This is a genomic window from Hafnia paralvei (assembly GCF_020150375.1).
In the GTDB taxonomy this organism is placed as follows: Bacteria; Pseudomonadota; Gammaproteobacteria; order Enterobacterales; family Enterobacteriaceae; genus Hafnia; species Hafnia paralvei.
The window spans coordinates 55,696-78,690 of sequence record NZ_CP083738.1 but is presented as its reverse complement, the minus strand read 5'-3'; the positions used below and the strand labels follow the sequence as shown (position 1 = coordinate 78,690).

The following is a 22,995-nucleotide window of genomic DNA, read 5'->3' as shown; positions in this document are numbered from 1 at the left end:
CCATAATGAATGTTCAGGCGCACTGGATGTATTCGCTCCGGACTGTTAATCAGGATTGCGTAACGTTAATGCTTTTGAGTAAGGAGATATTGCCCTGCTGAATAAACGAGAAATCGACATGGTTGCCGGTTTTCAGGGCATTGATAGCGTCGTCTGCATTAACAAAAGTGAAGCGCATGGTCATTGCAGGCCAGCCCACCGCCGGGATTGCTTCGTGCGAAATGGTAATCTTTTTACTATTCATATCAATGTCTTTAACGATACCGGTGCCCTTGATAACCTGCTGTACCGAAGCATCACTGGCAGCATTCATATCGCCATGCTGATGTGTTTCAGCATGAAGACCGGCAGAAAACATGACAGAGAAGGCACCAAATAAAACGGCTTTAAGTGAATTACGCATTTTTAATTTCCTGATTAATTGAATAAATTTACTCTACCCAACCGCCACCCAGCGCGGTAAACAGATTAATTTCGTTAACCTGTCGGGAATAGGTAAGATCGAGAATGGTTTGCTGCGTCGCGAAGAGGGAACGTTCTGCATCCAGCACTTCGATGTAACTGACAGCACCACTTGCATACAATCCTCTGGCACGCTGTAGAGTTATCTGAAGTGAATCAAGATAACGCTGCTGTGACTCAAGTTGCTGGCTAAGGCTGTCGCGCAGCGCAAGCGTGTCGGAAACATCCTTAAAGGCTGACTGAATTTTTTGTTCGTAATTAACCACGGACTGTTGCTGGCGAATTTCAGCCAGCTTCAGATTGGCTTTGTTCCTGCCAGCATTAAATATAGGAATTTCAATTTTAGGAATAAAATTCCACATTCCGCTTCCTGGCGTGAAGAGACTGGACAGCTCCGTACTGCTTGCGGAAAGGCCACTGGTCAGGGTAATGGACGGGAAAAAGGCCGCCCGCGCTGCGCCAATATTGGCATCAGCCGCTTTCAGCTGATATTCCGCTTCCATAATATCCGGTCGCTGCAGCAAAATTTGTGAAGATAGATTTGGTGGCAATTTTACTGGTGCGATCTCCCCGCCTTTCATCCCTTTTTCTGACGGAAGTGCGCGGTACGTTCCCAGCACCAGTTGCAGGGCATTGTTTGCCTGAGCCAGATCGCCTTCTCGTTTGGCTATTTCGGCGCGGGTACTTTCGATTTGTCCTCTCGCCTGTTCAAGTGCCAGAACGTTCGTACTCCCGGTCACCAGTTGTTGCTCAACGAAAGCATAGGACTGTTCATAATTTTTCAGCGTTTCCCGCGCAATACGGAGTTGTTCGTACGCCAGTTGCTGGCTGAAATAGCTCTGTGAAACGTTGGAGACCAGCAGGATGTGTACGGCACGACGGGCTTCTTCGCTGGCAAAGTAGTTCTGGCGATCAGCCTCACTCATGTTCTTAAGTTTGCCAAAAAAATCGAGCTCATAGCTGAGCTCCAGACCCGCGTCGTACTCCTGTGTGGTCGGCTTGTCACCTTTCAGACCACCGTTGTATGTGATCCCGGATGAGGCATTCAGTTGGGGATAACGATCTGCATCCGTGACGTTGAACTGGGCCCGGGCCTCTTCAACCTTCAGGGCAGCCATTCTCAAATCACGGTTATTATTCAGGGCTTCACCGATCAGCCTGCTGACCTGGGGATCGACAAAAAAGTTTCGCCAGCCCGTATCCTGATAGCTGTTTACCGCAGGCGTCAGACTGTTTTTAGACAATGAAAACTGCTGGGGAACCGGAGCTGGCGGACGCTGATATTCAGGTGCCAGAGAAACACAACCAGCCAGGATGAATATGGTACTGATGCTGAGTAATTTTAATTTGAACATAACGCTTCTCGTACAGGCAGACCTGGTAAATGGTTCAAACGAAGTCCAGAGTATTGATAGGGATACTTTACCGAACGCTCTCTGTTTGCCGGGTGACAGGATAATGACAATGTTGTCATTTTTGCTGTAATCCGTTGATAACGATCGTGGGCGCAATAAAATGACATTAGCAGCCAGCCGGGGAGCATGATGAAAATATTAATCGTTGAAGACGAAATTAAAACAGGTGAATATCTCAGCAAGGGGCTGACAGAGGCGGGGTTCGTCGTGGATCACGCTGATAATGGTCTGACCGGATATCATCTTGCCATGACAGCCGAGTATGATTTAGTCATCCTGGATATCATGCTGCCTGATGTAAACGGCTGGGATATCATCCGTATGCTGCGCAGTGCCGGAAAGGGGATGCCGGTATTACTGCTGACGGCCCTTGGCACGATTGAACACAGGGTCAAAGGACTTGAGCTGGGTGCGGACGATTATCTGGTGAAGCCCTTTGCGTTTGCTGAACTGCTCGCCCGGGTAAGAACCCTCCTCAGGCGGGGAAACACGATGATCACGGAAAGCCAGCTTAAAGTGGCTGACCTCTCGGTTGATCTCGTATCCAGAAAAGTCAGCCGCGCCGGGAACCGCATTGTGCTCACCAGTAAAGAGTTCAGCTTGCTGGAATTCTTCATTCGCCATCAGGGAGAAGTTCTTCCCCGCTCCCTGATTGCCTCTCAGGTCTGGGACATGAATTTTGACAGCGACACTAACGCGATTGATGTCGCAGTAAAGCGACTCCGCGCTAAAATAGACAACGATTACGGGACAAAACTGATCCAGACAGTGCGGGGCGTGGGCTACATGCTGGAGATCCCGGATGCATAGCAAACCGTCCAGACGACCTTTCTCACTCGCTCTGCGGCTGACCTTTTTTATCAGCCTGTCCACAATACTGGCGTTTATCGCCTTCACCTGGTTTATGCTGCATTCTGTTGAAAAGCATTTTGCCGAGCAGGATGTCAGCGATCTGCAACAAATCAGCACCACACTGAGCCGTATACTCCAGTCCCCGGCAGATCCGGATGAAAAAAAAGTAAGCAAAATAAAGGAATCAATTGCCAGCTACCGCAACGTTGCCCTTTTGCTCCTCAATCCCAGGGGTGAAGTGCTCTTGAGCTCAGCTCAGGGGGCGGCACTACGCCCGGCCGTGAATTCAGCAGATTTTAGCGAGCACAGCCGCGCACGGGATGTCTTTCTCTGGACGGTGGAGGATCCTGCGGGACCGATGGATACCGGGTCCGGAATGAAGATGGAAACATACCGGATTATCGCCTCCTCTGGCCAGGCGATATTTCAGGGCAAACAGCAGAACTATGTCATGCTGACTGGCCTCTCCATTAATTTCCATCTCCATTACCTCGATGCGCTGAAAAAAAATCTGATTGCGATTGCCGTCGTGATAAGCCTGCTGATTGTTCTGATCATTCGCATTGCTGTCCGTCAGGGGCACCTGCCCCTTCGTAATGTCAGCAATGCCATTAAAAACATCACCTCCGAGAATCTTGATGCGCGGCTGGAACCGACACGCGTTCCCATTGAGCTGGAGCAGCTGGTTATCTCGTTCAATCATATGATTGGAAAGATTGAGGATGTTTTTACCCGCCAGGCCAATTTCTCTGCCGATATCGCGCACGAGATCAGAACACCCATCACCAATCTGGTGACGCAGACTGAAATCGCTCTGAGTCAGGATCGAACGCAGAAGGAACTTGAGGATGTCCTCTATTCCAGCCTTGAAGAGTATAACCGGATGACCAAAATGGTCAGCGACATGCTGTTCCTGGCACAGGCGGACAATAATCAGCTGATACCTGACAGGGTTCGGTTTGACCTCAGAGCAGAAGTCATGAAAGTCTTCGAGTTTTTCGAAGCCTGGGCCGAAGAACGCAATATTATGCTCAAATTTAACGGGATGCCCTGCCTGGTTGAGGGAGATCCACAAATGTTCAGAAGAGCGATCAATAATCTGTTATCCAACGCCCTGCGTTATACCCCAGAGGGACAGGCAATCACCGTCTCAATAAGAGAGCAGGAGAGCTTTTTTGACCTTGTGATTGAAAATCCGGGGAAACCAATCCCTGAAGAGCATTTATCAAGGTTGTTTGACCGTTTTTATCGGGTGGATCCGTCCAGACAACGAAAAGGAGAAGGCAGCGGCATCGGCCTTGCGATTGTGAAGTCAATCGTGGAAGCACATCACGGAAGAGTGCAGGTGGAATCGGACGTACACTCAACGCGTTTTATCTTATCCGTGCCCAGACTGGAGAAAATGATTCCGGACACCCAGTGCTGGGAATAAAGATTTAAATGACAAAGATGTCATTAGCCTGTCATGCAGCAAACAGAAGCCATTCGATATAATTAGTGCAACTTATCAGGAAGGCTGGATTGCTTTATCAATATCCGGCGTCAGTGGACGCCAGGAAATGAATATCCAGTCCCCTCCCGGAGAAATAAACACTTCCGAACCTGTTTCAGTTATGGAACTGAAAACACCGGTTGTACTCCCCCGGACATCACTAATTAAGAAATGGAGAGTTATCATGAAAAATATCGTATTAGCATCCTTGCTGGGCTTTGGCTTAATTTCTTCGGCCTGGGCCACTGAAACCGTGAATATCCATGAGCGGGTCAACAATGCACAGGCACCTGCTCACCAGATGCAGTCTGCTGCGGCTCCTGTCGGGATCCAGGGGACTGCACCTCGTATGGCCGGTATGGACCAGCATGAACAGGCCATTATTGCTCATGAAACCATGACGAACGGGTCGGCGGATGCGCACCAGAAAATGGTGGAAAGTCATCAGAGGATGATGGGAAGTCAGACCGTTTCCCCTACCGGGCCGTCGAAGTCATTAGCGGCAATGAATGAGCATGAAAGAGCTGCAGTTGCCCATGAATTTATGAATAACGGTCAGTCTGGCCCACATCAGGCCATGGCCGAAGCGCATCGTCGCATGCTCAGTGCAGGCTGACGGCGAGGGAAGTATCTGTGCTGTCCTTATTTCCTTGATAGATTTTTCCGTAACCGGATATATGGCAACATCTTTGCCCCCTACAGGCGGCATTTTTATCAGATTCTGCTACAGTTAACGGGCATCAACGCTAAAAGGATATTTTTTATGAAAGCCAGAAACACTTTATTTGCAGTATTAATGTTATCCCTGCCAGCGATTTCAGCAGAACATTCAGAAATGAAAATGACTGATATGTCTACCTCGGCTTCGTCACAGGAATATATGGCTGGCATGAAAGACATGCATGACAAAATGATGGCTGCCGTAAATGAGCCCGATCCCGACAAGGCTTTTGCGAAAGGCATGGTAGCGCACCATGAAGGGGCAATAGCAATGGCTGAGACCGAGCTCAAATACGGAAAAGATCCGAAAATGAGAAAGCTCGCGCAGGACATCATTAAAGCTCAAAAAGGTGAAATTGAGCAGATGAATAAATGGCTTGATAGTCAAAAGTAAACATTGTAGAAATGTCACGACAAGCGTGATTTTACATCGTTCCTGGGCGCGGGAGTCGGTTAATCTTGGTAATGACTCCAACTTATTGATAGTGTTTTATGTTCAGATAATGCCCGATGACTTTGTCATGCAGCTCCACCGATTTTGAGAACGACAGCGACTTCCGTCCCAGCCGTGCCAGGTGCTGCCTCAGATTCAGGTTATGCCGCTCAATTCGCTGCGTATATCGCTTGCTGATTACGTGCAGCTTTCCCTTCAGGCGGGATTCATACAGCGGCCAGCCATCCGTCATCCATATCACCACGTCAAAGGGTGACAGCAGGCTCATAAGACGCCCCAGCGTCGCCATAGTGCGTTCACCGAATACGTGCGCAACAACCGTCTTCCGGAGCCTGTCATACGCGTAAAACAGCCAGCGCTGGCGCGATTTAGCCCCGACATAGCCCCACTGTTCGTCCATTTCCGCGCAGACGATGACGTCACTGCCCGGCTGTATGCGCGAGGTTACCGACTGCGGCCTGAGTTTTTTAAATGGCGGAAAATCGTGTTGAGGCCAACGCCCATAATGCGGGCGGTTGCCCGGCATCCAACGCCATTCATGGCCATATCAATGATTTTCTGGTGCGTACCGGGTTGAGAAGCGGTGTAAGTGAACTGCAGTTGCCATGTTTTACGGCAGTGAGAGCAGAGATAGCGCTGATGTCCGGCAGTGCTTTTGCCGTTACGCACCCCCCCGTCAGTAGCTGAACAGGAGGGACAGCTGATAGAAACAGAAGCCACTGGAGCACCTCAAAAACACCATCATACACTAAATCAGTAAGTTGGCAGCATCACCGTTAATCTTTATATAATTCAAACCCGATTAATTGCGGGTTTTTACTACTCTGTACTCCGGTCCTTTGTTGAGGACCGGAATATATGCACCTGAGATGCTTATTTAATACATTATCTCGTCATGGATACAATGTCGCTCAGGATCTCAACCAGCTCGCTTCTCTCCTGCGTTCCGTCATGATAGGTTGATCTTGAGATGATTCTTTCTGATGTCATCTGAGGCCAGAATTTATCTAGTACATTATCGGGTTTCATTCCCACAGCCCGGCCGATTATTTTTTTAGCGTCACAGGTGTCCGTAAACGTGACGGCTACACCAGTAATTTCCTCGATAAGATCCGGGCACAGATAGTTTTCTATCTCACGTTTGCGCGTAGCGAAAAATACCTTACCGGCCTCCTCTACTTCTTTTTTACGCTTCTGGATGGACAGAACCTGTGCAGGGTCTCCCCCAATATCGGAGTCCAGAAATACGCACCAGGGAAGCCCCAGATCTTTGGCCAGATTCAATGTAACCCAGTGTTTGACGCTACCACACCCTCCTATGAGGACTGGCACTATTTTCACGTCCTCCAGAGAGGCTGGCAGCGCACCTGACTGTTTTAATGAACTGGCCGCATGCCTCAGGAAAGTAACATCCGACTTTCCCTCTACCAGAACAATCCCCTGCGCCCTTTCCATACCGGTCTCTGGCAGCACCCCCAGGCTTTCAGTGGCTTCCTTCAGCACTGCGTCATCCGGCATTTTTACTACGGGTTCACCCGCCTCATTTCGGGTAACATAACGTACGCCTTCGACAGGGATTAATCCGGCCAGCGCCGGGACATGGGTGGTGACGATAATCTGACGGTGCGGCTGGCCTGCCAGTGCCAGTAACGCTTTCATCAGCATCATCTGATAGTTCGGATGCTGTGACGTTTCAGGCTCCTCTATGGCATAAATCACATTTCTGGGCGTCCCCGCGACATTCTTTTCAGCCTCAGCCCGAAAAAAATTCAACAGGATAAGCCTCCTTATCCCGCTGCCGCGCTTATTGATGGGGATGCCATTTTCCCCGTCCAGGGTGAAATTGAAGGTCCACTTGGGTTTCTCCTTAAATCGTGGAGTCAGTTCACTGGCGAGTTCGGGGGCCATTTCACGTAATTTATCCAGCGTTCTCTGTGCGACATCCAGGGCGCTGTCCTGAATCTCATTTTCCAGCGCTGTAATTTTGTCCTGCAGCGCAGCCTGAGCGTCTTTTACGGCCTGCTGTAAGGGGTTTTTAGCTTCGGAATCCCCGTCGCTGCTTTCCCTGTCGGCTTTGAAAATCGCATACGTGGGCAGCAAATCGAGGATCTTACCCCATAATGATTTTGTGTCGGTTCCGAACTCTTTATCGACATCCAGCATAATTTCCGAACAGGTATAGGGGGCTGCGGCTTCCCTGATGGCCTGACGCCATAACGATGCAGTGCGTTTATCCGCCACATTTTTTTCAACTTCTTTTCCCACCGCCTTGAGCTCAGAAATTTTCATGCCCAGTAAATTTCTCAGGGGCTCCTCATCCGGGTGGATGCAGCGGATGCAGGTCTGCTCCGGTTTTCCTGAGGTCGTTGCTTTAAACGTTTTGACGATTTCAAAATTGCCGTCCTCATTCAGCAGATGTTCTGAGGCGAGCGTGGTCTGCACCCTGTCGTCGATCATGATAAAATCGGGCAGGTCATCAAATTCACAGGCTATTTCAAAACGGCCGTCCCCTTCTCTTAGGGAAGGTGCGAATAAGCAGGTCATTTCTTCCCAAGCTGACTCGCTGATTAAAATTTCGCGGATCTGGGCCGATTTTTTTCCCGCAAACACATCGAATCAGCCTATTTAGGCTATTTTTTCCACCATTTCTGGCGTTATTTCCGGTTTTTACTGAGATCTCTCCCACTGACGTATCATTTGGTCCACCCGAAACAGGTTGGCCAGGGTGAATAACATCGCCAGTTGGTTATCGTTTTTCAGCAGCCCCTTGTATCTGGCTTTCACGAAGCCGAACTGCCGCTTGATGATGCGAAACGGGTGCTCCACCCTGGCACGGATGCTGGCTTTCATGTATTCGATGTTGATGGCCGTTTTGTTCTTGCGCGGATGCTGCTTCAAGGTTTTTACCTTGCCGGGACGCTCGGCGATCAGCCAGTCCACATCCACCTCGGCCAGCTCCTCGCGCTGTGGCGCTCCTTGGTAGCCGGCATCGGCTGAGACAAATTGCTCCTCTCCATGAAGCAGATTACCCAGCTGATTGAGGTCATGCTCGTTGGCCGCGGTGGTGACTAGGCTGTGGGTCAGGCCACTCTTGGCATCGACACCAATGTGGGCCTTCATGCCAAAGTGCCACTGATTGCCTTTCTTGGTCTGATGCATCTCCGGATCGCGTTGCTGCTCTTTGTTCTTGGTAGAGCTGGGTGCCTCAATGATGGTGGCATCCACCAAAGTGCCTTGGGTCATCATGACGCCTGCTTCGGCCAGCCAGCGATTGATGGTCTTGAACAATTGACGGGCCAGTTGATGCTGCTCGAGCAGGTGGCGGAAATTCATGATGGTGGTGCGATCCGGCAGGGCGCTATCCAGGGATAATCGGGCAAACAGGCGCATGGAGGCGATTTCGTACAGGGCATCTTCCATGGCACCGTCGCTCAGGTTGTACCAATGCTGCATGCAGTGAATACGCAGCATGGTCTCCAGCGGATAGGGCCGTCGGCCATTGCCCGCCTTGGGATAAAACGGCTCGATGACAGCGGTCATATTCTGCCATGGCAGAATCTGCTCCATGCGGGAGAGGAAAATCTCTTTTCGGGTCTGACGGCGCTTAGTGCTGAATTCACTATCGGCGAAGGTGAGTTGATGGCTCATGATGTCCCTCTGGGATGCGCTCCGGATGAATATGATGATCTCATATCAGGAACTTGTTCGCACCTTCCCTAATATTGAGAGGCCAAGCAGATTTTGCTCTTTTTTTTGCGCAATTTATAAAAAATCATAATTCACTAATGCGGTAACGGGAATTAATAAAATAATAACCTGAATTTTTCATGAAGTTAGTATTTAATTCTAATGCGCCGAACTTTTGCTTTACCTTTTCGGTTTTCAGCGTTGCTTAATTGTTACTAAAAGCGAGTTGTTTTAAAAGTATTCAAATGCTAAGCTAATGAAATTAATTATAAAATTTTGCTTACGGTTAAGCCTTTCGTCGTATTGGTTTTTTCAGGGCTGGCAGGGCGCTGTCTTGTTTGTCCTTTAAGATTTATTTATTCTTCGAGCGCTAAGCGTCCATTCGATAATTTCGATGAATATATCCCCTGTTTGCCCTCCTCTGGCCTGGCGACATGGTGTACGCTCCTGGCAACGCTGAACTCAGAATATTTATCCAGTCACTCTATTTTTTAAGAGCAGTAAACCTATGACTACAATAAAGAACCGTCGTTTACGTCCGCGTGCGCATCGTTTTGCTCTTGAGTCTCGCCAGCTTTTTGATGGAGCCGCTCTGGCTGAAACCGCCATCCATGAGGCATCGGCAAGCGATCTGGTGCACCATGAAAGCGCCACCGAACCCGCGAAGGCGCTGGATATTCCCCACGCCGCCACAGCCGACGCCGCAAGCGAAAAACCGGGCAGCGCCGCCAGCGAAGTCTATGTAATAGACCAGCATATCTCCGGCTGGCAGTCGCTGGTGGACCAGGTGCCGCAGGGCAGCCAGGTGGTGATTATCGATGAAAACAGCTCGGGTCTGAGCCAGCTTGCCGACGCGCTGAAAGGCAAAACCAATATTTCCGCCATTCATATTCTGAGCCACGGCGCGTCCGACGCCATTACGCTTGGCACCGATGTGCTGACGGCGGACAACCTCTCGGCGTGGTCTTCACAGCTCAGCGCTATCGGCGCGAGCCTTAGCGACAGCGGCGACATCCTGCTTTACGGCTGCGACGTCTCCGCCCAGGATAACGCCTTTATCACCCGCTTCGCCGAACTGACTCAGGCGGACGTGGCGGCCTCCAGCGACATGACCGGCAGCGCGGCGCTTTCCGGCGACTGGGTGCTGGAAAACCATACCGGCAGCATTGAAGCGAAAACCTTCGCCTTTGATTACGACGGCCTGCTGGCCGGGCCGGAAGTCACCGCGCCGGAAAAAGGCATCACCGTCGCCGAGCCGAGCAGCCTTAACGCCGCAGGCGCCGATACCGCCACGCTCAGCGGCTGGCAGGTCAGCACCACGGACGCCAGCGAAACCGTCATAGTCACGGTGAGCCTGAGCAACAGCGCCATCGGCAAACTCAGCGACAGCCAGACCAGCAACGCTTCGCTGACCATGACCGGCACTGCCAGCGAAGCGCAGGCCTGGCTTAACAGCATCACCTTTACCTCCGCTGACGTCGAGCTTGGCAACACCGGCGCCAGCGGCAAGCTGGACGTCACGGTGCGCGACAGCGCGGGCGTCAGCACCAGCAAATCCATCGATGTGACCGTGACCCCGTCGAACGACCCGGTAAGCGTGGCCGACGCCACCCAGAACGTGCCGGAGATCGAATCGGGCGGCAGCGTCATCACCACCGTGACCCTTAACGCCATCGATGCGGAAGTAACGGCGGGCACCCAGCAGCCCGTGCAGATTGTCTATGGTCTGACCGACCTGCCGCAGTATGGCTATCTGACGCTGAACGGCGACCGGATGGGCGTCGGCTCTATCTTTACCCAGCAGGATTTGATCGACGGCAAGGTGAAGTATGTCCACACCGCCACGGGCGCAGACCAGAACGCCGCCGACGGCTTTACGGCGGTCATCAACGACGGCGCGACGCCGAAGGCGCAGTCCGATACCGTCCACGTCACGCTGAACATTACCCCGCAGAACCAGGCGCCGACCCTTAGCGGCAGCGGCGTGGTCTTTGAAGGCCAGCCCAACAATGCGGTCAACACCGGCAACGTCGGCCAGTATATAGAGGCGGACGGCGGCGGCGATCCGGGCGACACAACGCTGACTCTCACCATTACCGCCCTGCCGACCCACGGCACGCTCTGGTTTAACGGCGTCGCCGTCACCGTCGGCCAGACCTTTGACTATGCCGATCGCAATCTGCTGACCTATGCTAACGACGGCAGTGAAAACCAGGGCACCGACAGCTTTGGCGTACGCGTCACCGACCAGGGCGGCGGCACCGGCGTGCCGGCCAGCACCGACGGCACCATTACCCTGACCGTGCGCCCGGTGGATGACGACCCGACTCTGGACAACGTAACGCTGCACGCGCAGGTGGACGATCTGGCGAACGCCGTCACCCTTACGTCTGCGATGATCGGCGCAAGCGACGTGGATTCCACCGATAACCACCTCAGCTTTATCGTTGACGACAGCAAGCTCACCCACGGTTACCTGACGCTGGACGGCTACCGCCTGCAAAACGGCGGCACCTTCACCATGCAGGATATCGTCGACGGCAAAGTGCAGTACGTGCAGTACGCCAGCGCCAGCGCATCGGGTGACACCGACAGCTTCAACTTTGTGGTGGTGGACAACACCGCTGCGCTGCGCTGGAACGCCGACGGCACGACCTACAGCCGCATCGGCGGCGTGTACACGCCGGGCACCGAAACGCTGACCAGCTTTACCTTTACCATCGGCCTTGCGGTGGTCACGGGCGGCGGTCCCGGCACGATTCCGGATCGCGTCACCACCATTACCAACCGCGATTCCACCTGGGCGGGCGTGGACTTCACCTCTGGCTACGCCCGCGGCGAAGTGGAAGAAGGCGGCATCCTCGTACTGAACGGCACCAGCGGCGACTTCTCCAGCGTGCCGGGCCTGAGCTACACCGCCACGGGCGTGGACGCCTCGCAGGTGGTCTATACCTTCCTTGGTTTCTCGAACGGCGCAACGGGCGGCGAGCTGCAAAAAAATGTCGGCGGCAGCTGGGTGACGCTCGGCGAATACGCCACCTTTACGCAGGCCGACCTCGACAGCGGCAATATTCGCTTCCAGCACGACGGCGGAGAGACCTTTGTCTACGCCGCGGCGTTCTCTGTCTCGGCGGGGCTGACCAAGCTCGATGCTAACGGCAACCCGGTGACCGATATCTGGACGCCGACGCTGAACATCTACGTCACGCCAGTGAACGATCTGCCGGTGGTAACCGGCCCCTCCTCCACCGTAACCGCCGAAGGCGAAACCGCTTACCTGACCACCGGCCAGATAGCGATAAGCGACCCGGACGACGCCAACAGCAGCAACGGGCTGGAAGAGAGCGCGACGATCAAAGACGGCAGCGCCAGCGCCAACAACTATGCCTATAACAACGACGCGACCGACGCCAACGCCCTGAAGTTCACCATCAAAACGCTGCCGGACGGCGGCACGCTGCAATACTACAACGGCTCGCAGTGGGTTGACGTTACCGTCGGCCAGACGCTCAACGCCTCGCTGCTTACCGCCAGCGCCTCGACCACCGGGCTGCGCTTCGTCAGCGACGGCTCGGAAGTGCGCTCCACCACCTTTACCGTATCGGCCACCGACCGCTGGGGCGCCACCTCCGCCAGCGACGCGACGGTGAAAATCCAGATAACTAACGTCAACGACGCGCCGCAGATCGCCAAAGACCCGACCCAGGCCGACCCGACGGTGACCGCAGGCTCGCCGAACCTGATTGGCGGCACGCCAGTCAACAACCCGCTGTACGTCACCGAAGGAAGCTATGGCCAGATAACCAGCGCCATGCTGCAAGCCTACGATTCCGACAGCAGCTCAATGCAGGTGCAGTACACCATCACCGGCGCGCCGACCCACGGCACCCTGGCCTATTCCAAAGATGGTGTGAACTTCAGCCCCATCGGCAAAGGCTCCTCCTTCACCCAGCAGGATGTGGCGAACGGGTACATTTACTACCTGAACGACGGCACCGAAGGCAGCGGCAACAGCGAACCCGCCACCCCGGACGATAAGTTCACCTTCACGATTTCTGACGGCGACAAAGAGCAGACCGGCAACGCGTTCTGGATCTACACCCGCCCGACCGACGACGCGCCGGAAGTGACCGCGCCGTCGGGCATCAAGAACATCGCCAGCGCCACGGCGACGAGCAACGCCCTGCCGGGCTTCTCGGTCAAAGATGGGGATCTGACAGACGGCGTGACCGATGGCGAGAGCGATTATTTGCAGGTGACCGTGCGTCTGCTGCATGCGGACGGCAGCGCCTTCGTGGCCAGCGAATACAGCGACGTGACCCTGGGTTACGCGACCGGCAGCGGCGCGACGATCTCTACCGCCCACGGCGGCCAGCACGACTATCTGGTCTTGAGCGGCACCCGCGCCCAGGTGAACGCGGCGCTGGCGGGCCTGACGGTGACCTTCAGAACCGACCGCAACGCCACCTATCAGGTGCAGACTATCGCCGATGACCGCCTGCGCGACGCAAGCGGCACGCTGACGGCAGGCGCTAACGGCGGCACGCTGAACCAGCCCGCGACGCCTGGCAGAGGCGCGGCGGCCACCGCCGTCGACGCCACCGAGTACAACTGGTACAGCGCCTCCGTACCGGAAAAAAGCGGCAACCTGAGCGCGGCGTCCGTCACCATTCGCGCCTCGGAAATCAACGATCCGGGCACGCTGACCGTGACCAACCTGGACCGTACCGTTTATGAAGATCAGGCAAGCTTTATCGGCGGCAATATCGTGGTGCAGGACACCGAATCCGCCGCCTTCGGCACGCCGGTGACCGTCACCATCACCGCGCCGTCCGGCACCCTCGGCATCGGCGGCGCGGACGTGAACACCAGCGCCACCGCCAGCGCCGCCGGCAGCCAGCCGGTTACGATTTCCGGCGACAACTCCGGCACGCTGACGCTGACCGGTCGCGCCAGCGACATTGAAGCGCTGCTGAACGACGCGGCGCTCGGCCTCACCTGGCAGAGCGGCGCCAACGTCAACCACGACCTGAACGGCGCAGCGGCGGGCGATGTCACCATCACCCTGCATCTGGACGACGGCGACTCGCATATCGGCGACACCGTGCAGGCCGACCCGGCCGACCAGACGCTGAACCTCACCATTGTGCCGGTGAACGACGCGCCGGTTGTCTCTGCAACGGGCGGTACGGTTTACCTCAACAGCGATCCGGCGGTAGTCGACGGCACCAAAGTCGGCGGCTTTGTGATTTCCGACCCGGATTACACCGACGGCGGCAATATCGCCGACGGCGAAACCGATTTTATGCAGGTGACGGTGCGCATCACCGACGCCAGCGGCGTGCCGATGACCGCCGCGCAGTACAGTAACGCCGGCGTATCCGACATCACCATTAGCTCCGGCAACACAACGTCCGGCGTGACGATTGACAGCGTCTATAACGGCAGCGAGTCCGCACTGGTGATCCGCGGCACGCTGAGCCAGGTGAACGCGTACCTGGCGGCGCTGACCGTCGCCATGACCGGCTCCGCCCTGTCGAACGCCGATAACGCCTGGCGTGTGGAAGTGATTGCCGACGATCGCCTGCGCGACGCCTCTGGCAACCTGACAAGCGCCAACAGCGCCAACGGCGGCCAGAACGATGCCGTCACCGGCGTCGCGGCGGTGCCGACCACGGCTATCGACCCTTACGGCGCGCTGCCTTCCGGCCTGAGCCAGAACGTCAGTACCGCATGGCGCAGCGTCTTCACAAGCGACGTCAACGATCCGGCGACCATCACGGTGACGGACAAGTCAGTCAACGAAGGCTCAACGACCGTCGCCCTGCCCGCCATTACCGTGGCGGACCCGGACGCCGACAGCGCCAGCCTGACGGTGACGGTCACTCTGCCGGGCGGCTTTACCTTTAAAACGATTGGCGGGACGGGCGGCACCGTTGATGCGGGCGGCGTCAACACCACCAGCTTCACACTTACCGGCACGCTTTCGCAGATCAACAGCCGCCTCGCTAACCTGACGGTGAACCTGCCGACCAACGCGGGCGTCACCGCCGCCGACTGGAACGGCACCTTTAACGTCACCGTAGTGGTGAACGATAACGCCAACCACGGCAGCCGCCCGACCACGCTTACCGGCGACAGCAATAACCCGAACGCGAACCCGGGCGACATCAGCTACGCCGATGACACCTCCGCCGCGCTGGTCACCACCCGTACCTTTAGCGTGACCGTGAAACCGTCGAACGATGCCCCGGTCGTGCTGGTCGGCGCTACCCAGACGCTGGCCCCGGTGAGCGAAGACACCAGCGCCGCAGCGATTACCGGCGACACCATTGCCAACCTGTTTGCCGGTAACTTCTCGGACCCGAACGATCAGGTCAACAATGCGTCCATTACGGCAACCGGCGGCACCAGCGCTGACAGTTTCTGGGGCGTGGCTATCACTAACCTGTCAGTCAACAGCGCGCAGGGCGAATGGCAATACTCCACCGATGGCGGCACGACCTGGGCTGCCATTGGCAGCCGCACCGACGCCAACGCCCTGCTGCTGGATGCAACGGCCAAAGTCCGCTTTGTACCTGCCGCTGACTTCTTCGGGACGCCTGCTGCCTTGAAAGTACGTCTGGTGGAAACCAACAACAACGGCGACACCACCGCAACGACAGGGTCGCTGACCAGCGGCCAGACTGTATCAACGGCAACCAACGGCAGTAGTTCACGCTATAGCGCAGCGATGGTCACCCTCTCAACCAGCGTCACTAACGTCAACGACCGTCCGACGATTAGCGCGACGCCGCTGACCATGCAGGAAGATACGCCAGTTGGCAAAACGCTGACCTCTATTCTTGGCAGCTACAGCGACGCCGCCGACAACCAGACGGGAATTGCTGACGGCGGCAACGCCAGCGGCGCTATCGGCGGCAACGCCAGCGGCGCTATCGGCTATGTGGCGATCGTCGGCAACACCACCGACGCAAGCCTCGGCCACTGGGAGTACTCTACCAACGGCACGACCTGGACTGCGCTTGGCACAAGCTACAGCGAAACCAACGCGCTGGTGCTGCTCGACTCGACCCAGCTGCGCTTTGTGCCGCTGGCCGACTACAACGGCGCGGTGCCGGGCGGCCTGACGGTGCGCGTCTCCGACAGCACCAGTTCCGCCGATACCGGCGTCAGCGCCGCGGGCAGCACGCAGGATCTGCAAAGCGCCTTCAACAGCGGCCAGACCAGCCACTGGAGCACGGCGCAGAGCATCAGCATGAGCATTACAGCGGTGGCGGACGCGGTGAGCGACACCGCCGCCACCCATTCGGGCGAGGCGAAAACCATCGACGTGCTGGGCAACGACAGCTTCAGCAACAGCGATAAAGCGATCACGGCGGTCACCCAGGGCGTTTATGGTTCCGTGGTTATCGACAACGGCAAGGTGATTTATACCCCTAACACCACGAGCTACGTCGGCAGCGATACGTTCACCTATACCGTCACCAGCGGCGGCGTGACCGAAACCGCGACGGTCACGATTCAGATGAATAACGCCGCCCCGGTCACCCAGGGTGAAAACGTCAGCACGCCGGAAGATACGACGCTGACCAGCTCCGCCGCGCAAAACCTGCTGCTGAACGATTCCGACCCTGATGGCGATACGCTGAGCATTCTTAACTACTCCGTCAGCGGCGTCGGCACGGTGTTTACCGCAGGCCAGACCGCCGACCTCACCGGGTATGGCAAACTGACCATCAACGCCGACGGCAGCTATACTTTTGTCCCGGTCGCCGACTGGAACGGTACGGTGCCGACGGTGACCTACCGGGTGGTTGATGGCCGCACCAACGGCGCGACCACGGCGCAGTTGAAGATAACCGTCACGCCGGTAAAAGACGCCTTTGACGACAGCCTGACGACCCACGCGGGTACGCCGGTGACCATCGACGTTTTCGCCAACGATAAATTCAGCAACGGCGATAAAGCGATTACCGGCAAGACCAACGGCGCTTACGGTACGGTTAGCATCAGCAACGGCCAGGTGATTTACACGCCGACCAGCGGCTATGTCGGCACCGATACCTTCACCTATACCGTCACCAGCGGCGGCAAAACCGAAACCGCGACGGTCACCCTCACTCTGGTCAACGACGCGCCGCAGGTCGGCCTGGCTAAAACCGGCAGCACGGCGGAAGACACAACGCTTACCAACGGCGAAAATCTGCTGACGGGCGCCAGCGACCTGAACGGCGACGCGCTGACGGTGAAATCGTTTACGGTGGGCAATACCACCTGGGCCGCCGGCCAGACCGCCACGCTTGCGGGCTACGGCGCGCTGACCCTCAACGCCGACGGCAGCTATACCTTTGTTCCGGTCGCCGACTGGAACGGCAACGTGCCGCAGGTGACCTACACCATCACCGACGGTCGCACCAACGGCGACGTCACCTCGACGCTCGATATCTCCGTTACGCCGGTGCAGGATGCGTTTAACGACAGCCAGACCGGCCACGGGCGCGACCCGCTGGTGATTGATGTCTTTAATAACGACAGCTTCGCCAACAGCGACAAAGCCATTACCGCCACCACCAACGGCGCGCACGGTACGGTAACCGTCAGCAACGGCAAGGTGGTTTACACCCTGAACGACGGCTATGTCGGCACCGATAGTTTCACTTATACCGTTACCAGCGGCGGCAAAACCGAAACCGCGAACGTCACCGTAACGTTAACGAACGGTGCGCCGACCGGGGTTGTCGGCAAAACCGCCAGCACAGCGGAAGACCAGACGCTGACCAGCACGGCTTTGCAGAATCTGCTGAACGGCGCCAGCGACCCGGACGGCGATACGCTGAAAGTCAGCGCATTTACGGTGGGCGCAACGACGTGGGCCGCAGGCCAGACCGCGACGCTTGCGGGCTATGGCGCGCTGACCATCAACGCCGACGGCAGCTATACCTTTGTTCCGGTCGCCGACTGGAACGGCAGCGTGCCGCAGGTCACTTATGAGGTCACCGACGGGCGCGACAACGGCGTGCAAACCGCCGCCCTCGATATTACCGTCACGCCGGTGCAGGACGCCCATGACGACAGCCGGACAGCCCATGCGGGCGCCCCGGTCACGGTCGATGTCCTGACCAACGACGGCTTCACCAACGGCGACAAAGCGATTACCGGCGTCACCGACGGCGCGCACGGTACGGTTAGCATCAGCAACGGCCAGGTGGTTTACACCCCGACCAGCGGCTACGTCGGCAACGACAGCTTCACCTATACCGTCACCAGCGGCGGTATCGAGGAGACCGCCACGGTTTATCTGACGTTGACCAACAGCGCGCCGACGCTGCCCCACTGGACAGCGATTAACGGTGAAGACTCGCCGATCGGTATCCCTGGCCTTTTATTAGATACCAGCAGCGACGCCGACGGCGACACCCTGACGGTGACCGATTTTACCGTCAACGGTACCACCTGGCAGGCAGGCGAGACGGCCAATCTGGCGGGGTACGGAAGCCTGACTATTACTTCTGACGGCAGCGTGACGTTTATTCCGGTGGCTGACTGGAACGGCAACGTACCGGTGGTGACCTACACGGCAACGGACGGCCGGGATAACGGCAGCGTCACATCGACGCTCACCATTCAGTACAATGCGATCCCTGACGCCGTTGACGACAACGCCACCACCCACGCGGGCGTGGCGAAAGTCATCGACGTGCTGGCGAACGACAGATTCAGCAACAGCGACAAAGCCGTTACCGCCGTCACCCAGGGCAATAACGGCTCGGTGGCGATTGAAAACGGCAAGGTGCGCTATACCCCGAACGCGGGCTTTAACGGCACTGACAGCTTTACCTATACCGTCACCAGCGGCGGCGTAACGGAAACCGCGACCGTTAATGTCACCATCGCCAACATTGCGCCGGTGGCGCACGATGATTTTACGTGGACTGCGGAAGACACTACCCTGACGCGCAGCGCCGCCACCGGGTTGCTGGCTAACGACAGCGATGATGACAATGATGCTCTTGCCATCACGCAGTTCAGTACCGGTACGCAGATTTACGCGGCGGGCCAGACCGCGACGCTTGCAGGCATGGGCGACCTGACCATTAACGCCGACGGCAGCTATACCTTTGTGCCAGTCGCCGACTGGAACGGCGCCGTGCAGCCGATCCTTTACCAGGTAAGCGACGGCAACGGCGGATTTAGCGTGGCGACGCTCTTACTTACCGTCAACCCGATCGCGGATGCGGTCAACGACAGCGTCAGCACCCATGCCGATGTGCCGGTGGTGATCGACGCGCTCGACAACGACAGCTTCAGCAACAGCGACCAGACGATTACCGGCGTCACCGCTGCCGCCCACGGCACGGTGACGATTGAGAACAACACGCTCGTCTACCGCCCGAACGCGGGCTATGTCGGCAGCGACACCTTCGACTACACCGTCACCAGCGGCGGCAAAACCGAAACCGCGACCGTTACCGTGGACGTCACCAACGTGGCGCCGCGTCTGACCAGCGTACCGACGATTTCCACGCCGGAAGACACCACGCTTAACAGCACTGCGGCGCAGAACCTGCTGACTAACGCCCACGATGACGATGGCGACGCCCTCGCCGTGACGGAGTTTACCGTCGGCGGCACCCGCTACCTCGCGGGCGACACCGCGACGCTGGCAGGCTATGGCGATTTGACGATCCGCGCCGACGGCAGCTTCACCTTTGTGCCAGTGGCCGACTGGAACGGCGTGCCGCCTGCCGCGACCTACACCATCAGCGACGGCAAAGACGGCGGCGTCTCCACCGCCACGCTCGCCTTTAGCGTAACGCCGGTGGCGGACGCGAAGGACGATACGGCCAGCACCCATGCGGGTGTTGCGGTCACTATCGATGCACTGCATAACGACAGTTTCAGCAATGCCGACAAAGCGATTATCGATGTGGATCAGGGCCAGCACGGCTCGGTGACCATTGAAAACGGCCAGCTGGTTTATCGTCCTGTGGCAGGCTATGTCGGCCAGGATACCTTCACCTACACCGTGGAGAGCGGCGGCGTTCGCGAAACCGCCAACGTCACCGTCACCCTGACCAACAGCGTGCCGGTCGCAACGGGCGAGACAGTGGCTTCGCCGGAAGATTACGAGGCGCGCGGCGACCTGCTGCTCAACGACCGTGACGCGGACGGCGATCCGCTGTTTATCGCGGGCTTCACCGTCGGCGGCCAGACTTATCAGCCGGGCGATACCGCGCGGCTCCCGGGCGTCGGCGAGCTGACCATTGAGCGCAACGGCGGCTACCGCTTTACGCCGGTGGCCGACTGGAACGGCACGGCGCCAGTAGTAACCTACACGGTCAGCGACGGCAACGACGGCGGCACCGCTACCGCGACGCTCGCCATCACCGTCACCCCGGTAGCGGACGTGAAAGATGACAGCGCCACCACCCACGCAGGCGTGCCGGTGACGATTGATGCGATCGGCAACGACCGCTTCGTTAACCCGGACCAGGCCATTACCGGCGTGACCCAGGGCGCGCACGGCTCCGTCGCTATTGAAAACGGGCAGCTGGTTTATACGCCAAACGCGGGCTACGTCGGCCAGGACACCTTCACCTATACCGTCACCAGCGGCGGCGTCACCGAAACCGCCGCCGTGAGCGTCGTGATGACCAATACCGTGCCGGTGGCCGACGGTGAAATCGTCACCACGCCGGAAGACACCGCTATTGGCGGCGAACTGCTGACCAACGACCGCGACCCGGACGGCGACCCGCTGCACATTGCGGGCTTTACCGTCGGCGGCCAGACTGCTCAGCCGGGCGACACCGTCCAGCTGGCGGGCGTCGGCGCGCTGACCGTTAACCGCGACGGCAGCTACCGCTTCACGCCAGTCGCCGACTGGAACGGCACGGCGCCGGTGGTGACCTATACGGTCAGCGACGGCAACGACGGCGGCACCGCTACCGCGTTGCTCGTTATCACCGTTACGCCGGTCGTGGATGTGAAAGATGACCGCGCCACCACCCATGCAGGCGACCCGGTCACCGTTGACGCGCTCGGCAACGACCGCTTCGTTAACCCGGACCAGGCCATTACCGGCGTGACCCAGGGCGCGCACGGCTCCGTCGCTATTGAAAACGGGCAGCTGGTTTATACGCCAAACGCGGGCTACGTCGGCCAGGACACCTTCACCTATACCGTCACCAGCGGCGGCGTCACCGAAACCGCCCAGGTCACGCTTGAGGTCACCAACACCCCGCCGGTCGCGGTGGCGGATAAAGCGAGCACCCTGCCGGAAACGCCGGTCAGCGGCAATCTGCTGACCAACGACCGCGACGCGGACAGCGACCCGCTGCACGTGGCGGAGATCACCGTCGGCGGCGCGACCTACGCGCCGGGGGACATCATTACGATCCCGGGCCAGGGCACGCTGGTGGTTAACCGCGACGGCAGCTATCTGTTTACCCCGGCAAGCGGCTGGTCCGGCTTTACGCCAGTGTTGAACTACACCCTGAGCGACGGCAACGACGGCGGCACCGCCACGGGCGAACTGCGCCTGCTGGTGAACCCCGTAGCCGAGGCGTGGGTGAAAGAGGCAGGTCTGGTCGATACGGCCAGCGGCGCGCAAACCACCACGGGCGCGATGGCCGTACTGTCGCTGGAGCCGGTGGAAAGCCTGACCATTGGCGGCCAGACCCTGACGCTTGCGCAGCTCCAGGCGCTGAGCGCCCAGGCGCCAGTGGATATCGCAACGCCGGACGGCGTGCTGTCGCTCACCGGTTTCCAGGTGGACGGCGAAGGCCGCGCGACGCTGCAATACCGCTTCACGCTGACCCAGGCGGTTAACCAGCCGGGCGAATCCACCACCCGCGAAGAGATTCGGTTCTCCGTCAACGGCCAGCAGACCCGCGCGCCGGGCCTGCTGCGCGTCAATATTCTCAACGACGCGCCGGTCGCGGCAGCGGACGACAACAGCATCGACCAGGATCGCGGCCAGCAGGCGGCGTCGGGCAACGTCTTTAGCAACGACGCTATCGGCGCAGACGGCGCCGCGGCGGGCGGCCCGGTGAGCGCGATTTCCTCCGTGAACCTCAACCGCGCGGGCGCGGTCGGCGGCGTAAGCCTGGGCGAGTTCGGCGCCCTGACGCTCGACGCCCGCGGCAACTACAGCTATGTGCTGAACCGCAGCAACAGCCGCGTGGCGTCGCTGGACGCCAACGCCACCCTGAGCGAGGTGTTCACTTACACCATTACCGACGCCGACGGCAATACCAGCCAGGCGCAGCTGACCATCGTTATTCACGGCGTGACGCCGCCGCAGTCGGTACGCACAGGCGATCAGCACTTCCCGAGCTACTACACCAACTACGAGCTGTCGCTCGATCAGCCGTATTCGCCGGGTCTGTTTATCCTGCCCGCAATCTACGGCTTGTACAGCGACCAGTTCTCTCGCAAGGTGGAGCTGAACCGCAAAATTACCGAGCTGGGCCGCGGCATGAATGACAACGGCACGCCGGTGCTGGAAGACGGCATTCTCTTTACCCGCTGGGTAAACACCACGCTGCAACGCAGCGTGGTGAACACCTTCGCCGCCACCGGTATCGGTTCGCAGCTGCTGGGCGATCACTTCAGCCACTTCTCGCTGAATAAATCCGTACAGCCTGCGCCCGTGCTGGAAAACGCGCCGGAACGTCCGCCGCTTAACGAGCGCATCAACGAAAGAACCACCGTGCAGCAGGAGCGCGGCGAGAAAACCCCTGATGCGAAGCAGGTTCACGCCGCCGCGCCGGGCGTGGTGATCGTGCCGCAAGCCGCCGCCCGACCAGGCGCGCCGTCACTGGCGGCGCAGGTCGACGCGCTGGCCCGTAACCGCGTCGCCGCGCCGGAACCGGTCACCGTGGGAGGCGCCACACCGCATCGTTAAT

At 57.8% G+C, this 22,995-nt stretch carries 10 protein-coding genes; 5 read left to right on the top strand and 5 right to left on the bottom strand.

The features are described 5' to 3' along the window. Positions 1-49 precede the first annotated feature (49 nt). Complete coding sequence (locus K9N75_RS22070) at positions 50-403, bottom strand: Cu(+)/Ag(+) efflux RND transporter periplasmic metallochaperone SilF (protein ID WP_001246152.1); 354 nt, start codon at positions 401-403, stop codon at positions 50-52. A gap of 28 nt (positions 404-431) precedes the next feature. Further along, complete coding sequence (silC, locus tag K9N75_RS22065) at positions 432-1,817, bottom strand: Cu(+)/Ag(+) efflux RND transporter outer membrane channel SilC (RefSeq protein WP_001572353.1); 1,386 nt, start codon at positions 1,815-1,817, stop codon at positions 432-434. 189 nt (positions 1,818-2,006) lie between these two features. Here silC and silR point away from each other — a divergent pair, with 189 nt between their 5' ends. The 4 genes from silR to copM all read left to right on the top strand — a co-directional run bounded on the left by silR (position 2,007) and on the right by copM (position 5,335). Next, positions 2,007-2,687, top strand: a complete 681-nt coding sequence (gene silR, locus K9N75_RS22060) for a copper/silver response regulator transcription factor SilR (protein ID WP_001572351.1) — start codon at positions 2,007-2,009, stop codon at positions 2,685-2,687. After that, positions 2,680-4,161, top strand: a complete 1,482-nt coding sequence (silS, locus tag K9N75_RS22055; RefSeq protein ID WP_001572350.1) for a copper/silver sensor histidine kinase SilS — start codon at positions 2,680-2,682, stop codon at positions 4,159-4,161. The genes silR and silS overlap by 8 nt, the downstream gene beginning before the upstream one ends. Before the next feature lie 244 nt (positions 4,162-4,405). Continuing rightward, positions 4,406-4,837: a silver-binding protein SilE gene (gene silE / locus K9N75_RS22050; protein WP_000790485.1), complete on the top strand. Its 432-nt coding sequence runs from the start codon at positions 4,406-4,408 to the stop codon at positions 4,835-4,837. A 147-nt stretch (positions 4,838-4,984) separates the two neighbouring features. Further along, a complete protein-coding gene (gene copM, locus K9N75_RS22045; RefSeq protein WP_001549799.1) occupies positions 4,985-5,335 on the top strand; it encodes a CopM family metallochaperone in 351 nt (116 codons plus the stop codon). A gap of 82 nt (positions 5,336-5,417) precedes the next feature. Here copM and K9N75_RS22040 read toward each other — a convergent pair. From K9N75_RS22040 to K9N75_RS22030, 3 genes are all read right to left on the bottom strand, one after another. After that, positions 5,418-6,115 (bottom strand): IS1-like element IS1B family transposase gene (locus K9N75_RS22040; protein WP_223283604.1). Its coding sequence is split into 2 segments (ribosomal slippage): positions 5,418-5,866 and positions 5,866-6,115, totalling 699 coding nucleotides; the frame shifts between segments, so codons are not numbered across the junction. A gap of 165 nt (positions 6,116-6,280) precedes the next feature. Continuing rightward, positions 6,281-7,939: an ATP-dependent nuclease gene (locus tag K9N75_RS22035; RefSeq protein WP_024193483.1), complete on the bottom strand. Its 1,659-nt coding sequence runs from the start codon at positions 7,937-7,939 to the stop codon at positions 6,281-6,283. A 123-nt stretch (positions 7,940-8,062) separates the two neighbouring features. Beyond that, positions 8,063-9,043: an IS5-like element ISKpn26 family transposase gene (locus tag K9N75_RS22030; protein WP_000019445.1), complete on the bottom strand. Its 981-nt coding sequence runs from the start codon at positions 9,041-9,043 to the stop codon at positions 8,063-8,065. A gap of 547 nt (positions 9,044-9,590) precedes the next feature. Here K9N75_RS22030 and K9N75_RS22025 point away from each other — a divergent pair. Next, positions 9,591-22,994: a cadherin-like domain-containing protein gene (locus K9N75_RS22025; protein ID WP_185922948.1), complete on the top strand. Its 13,404-nt coding sequence runs from the start codon at positions 9,591-9,593 to the stop codon at positions 22,992-22,994. The last annotated feature ends 1 nt before the right edge of the window (position 22,995 follow it).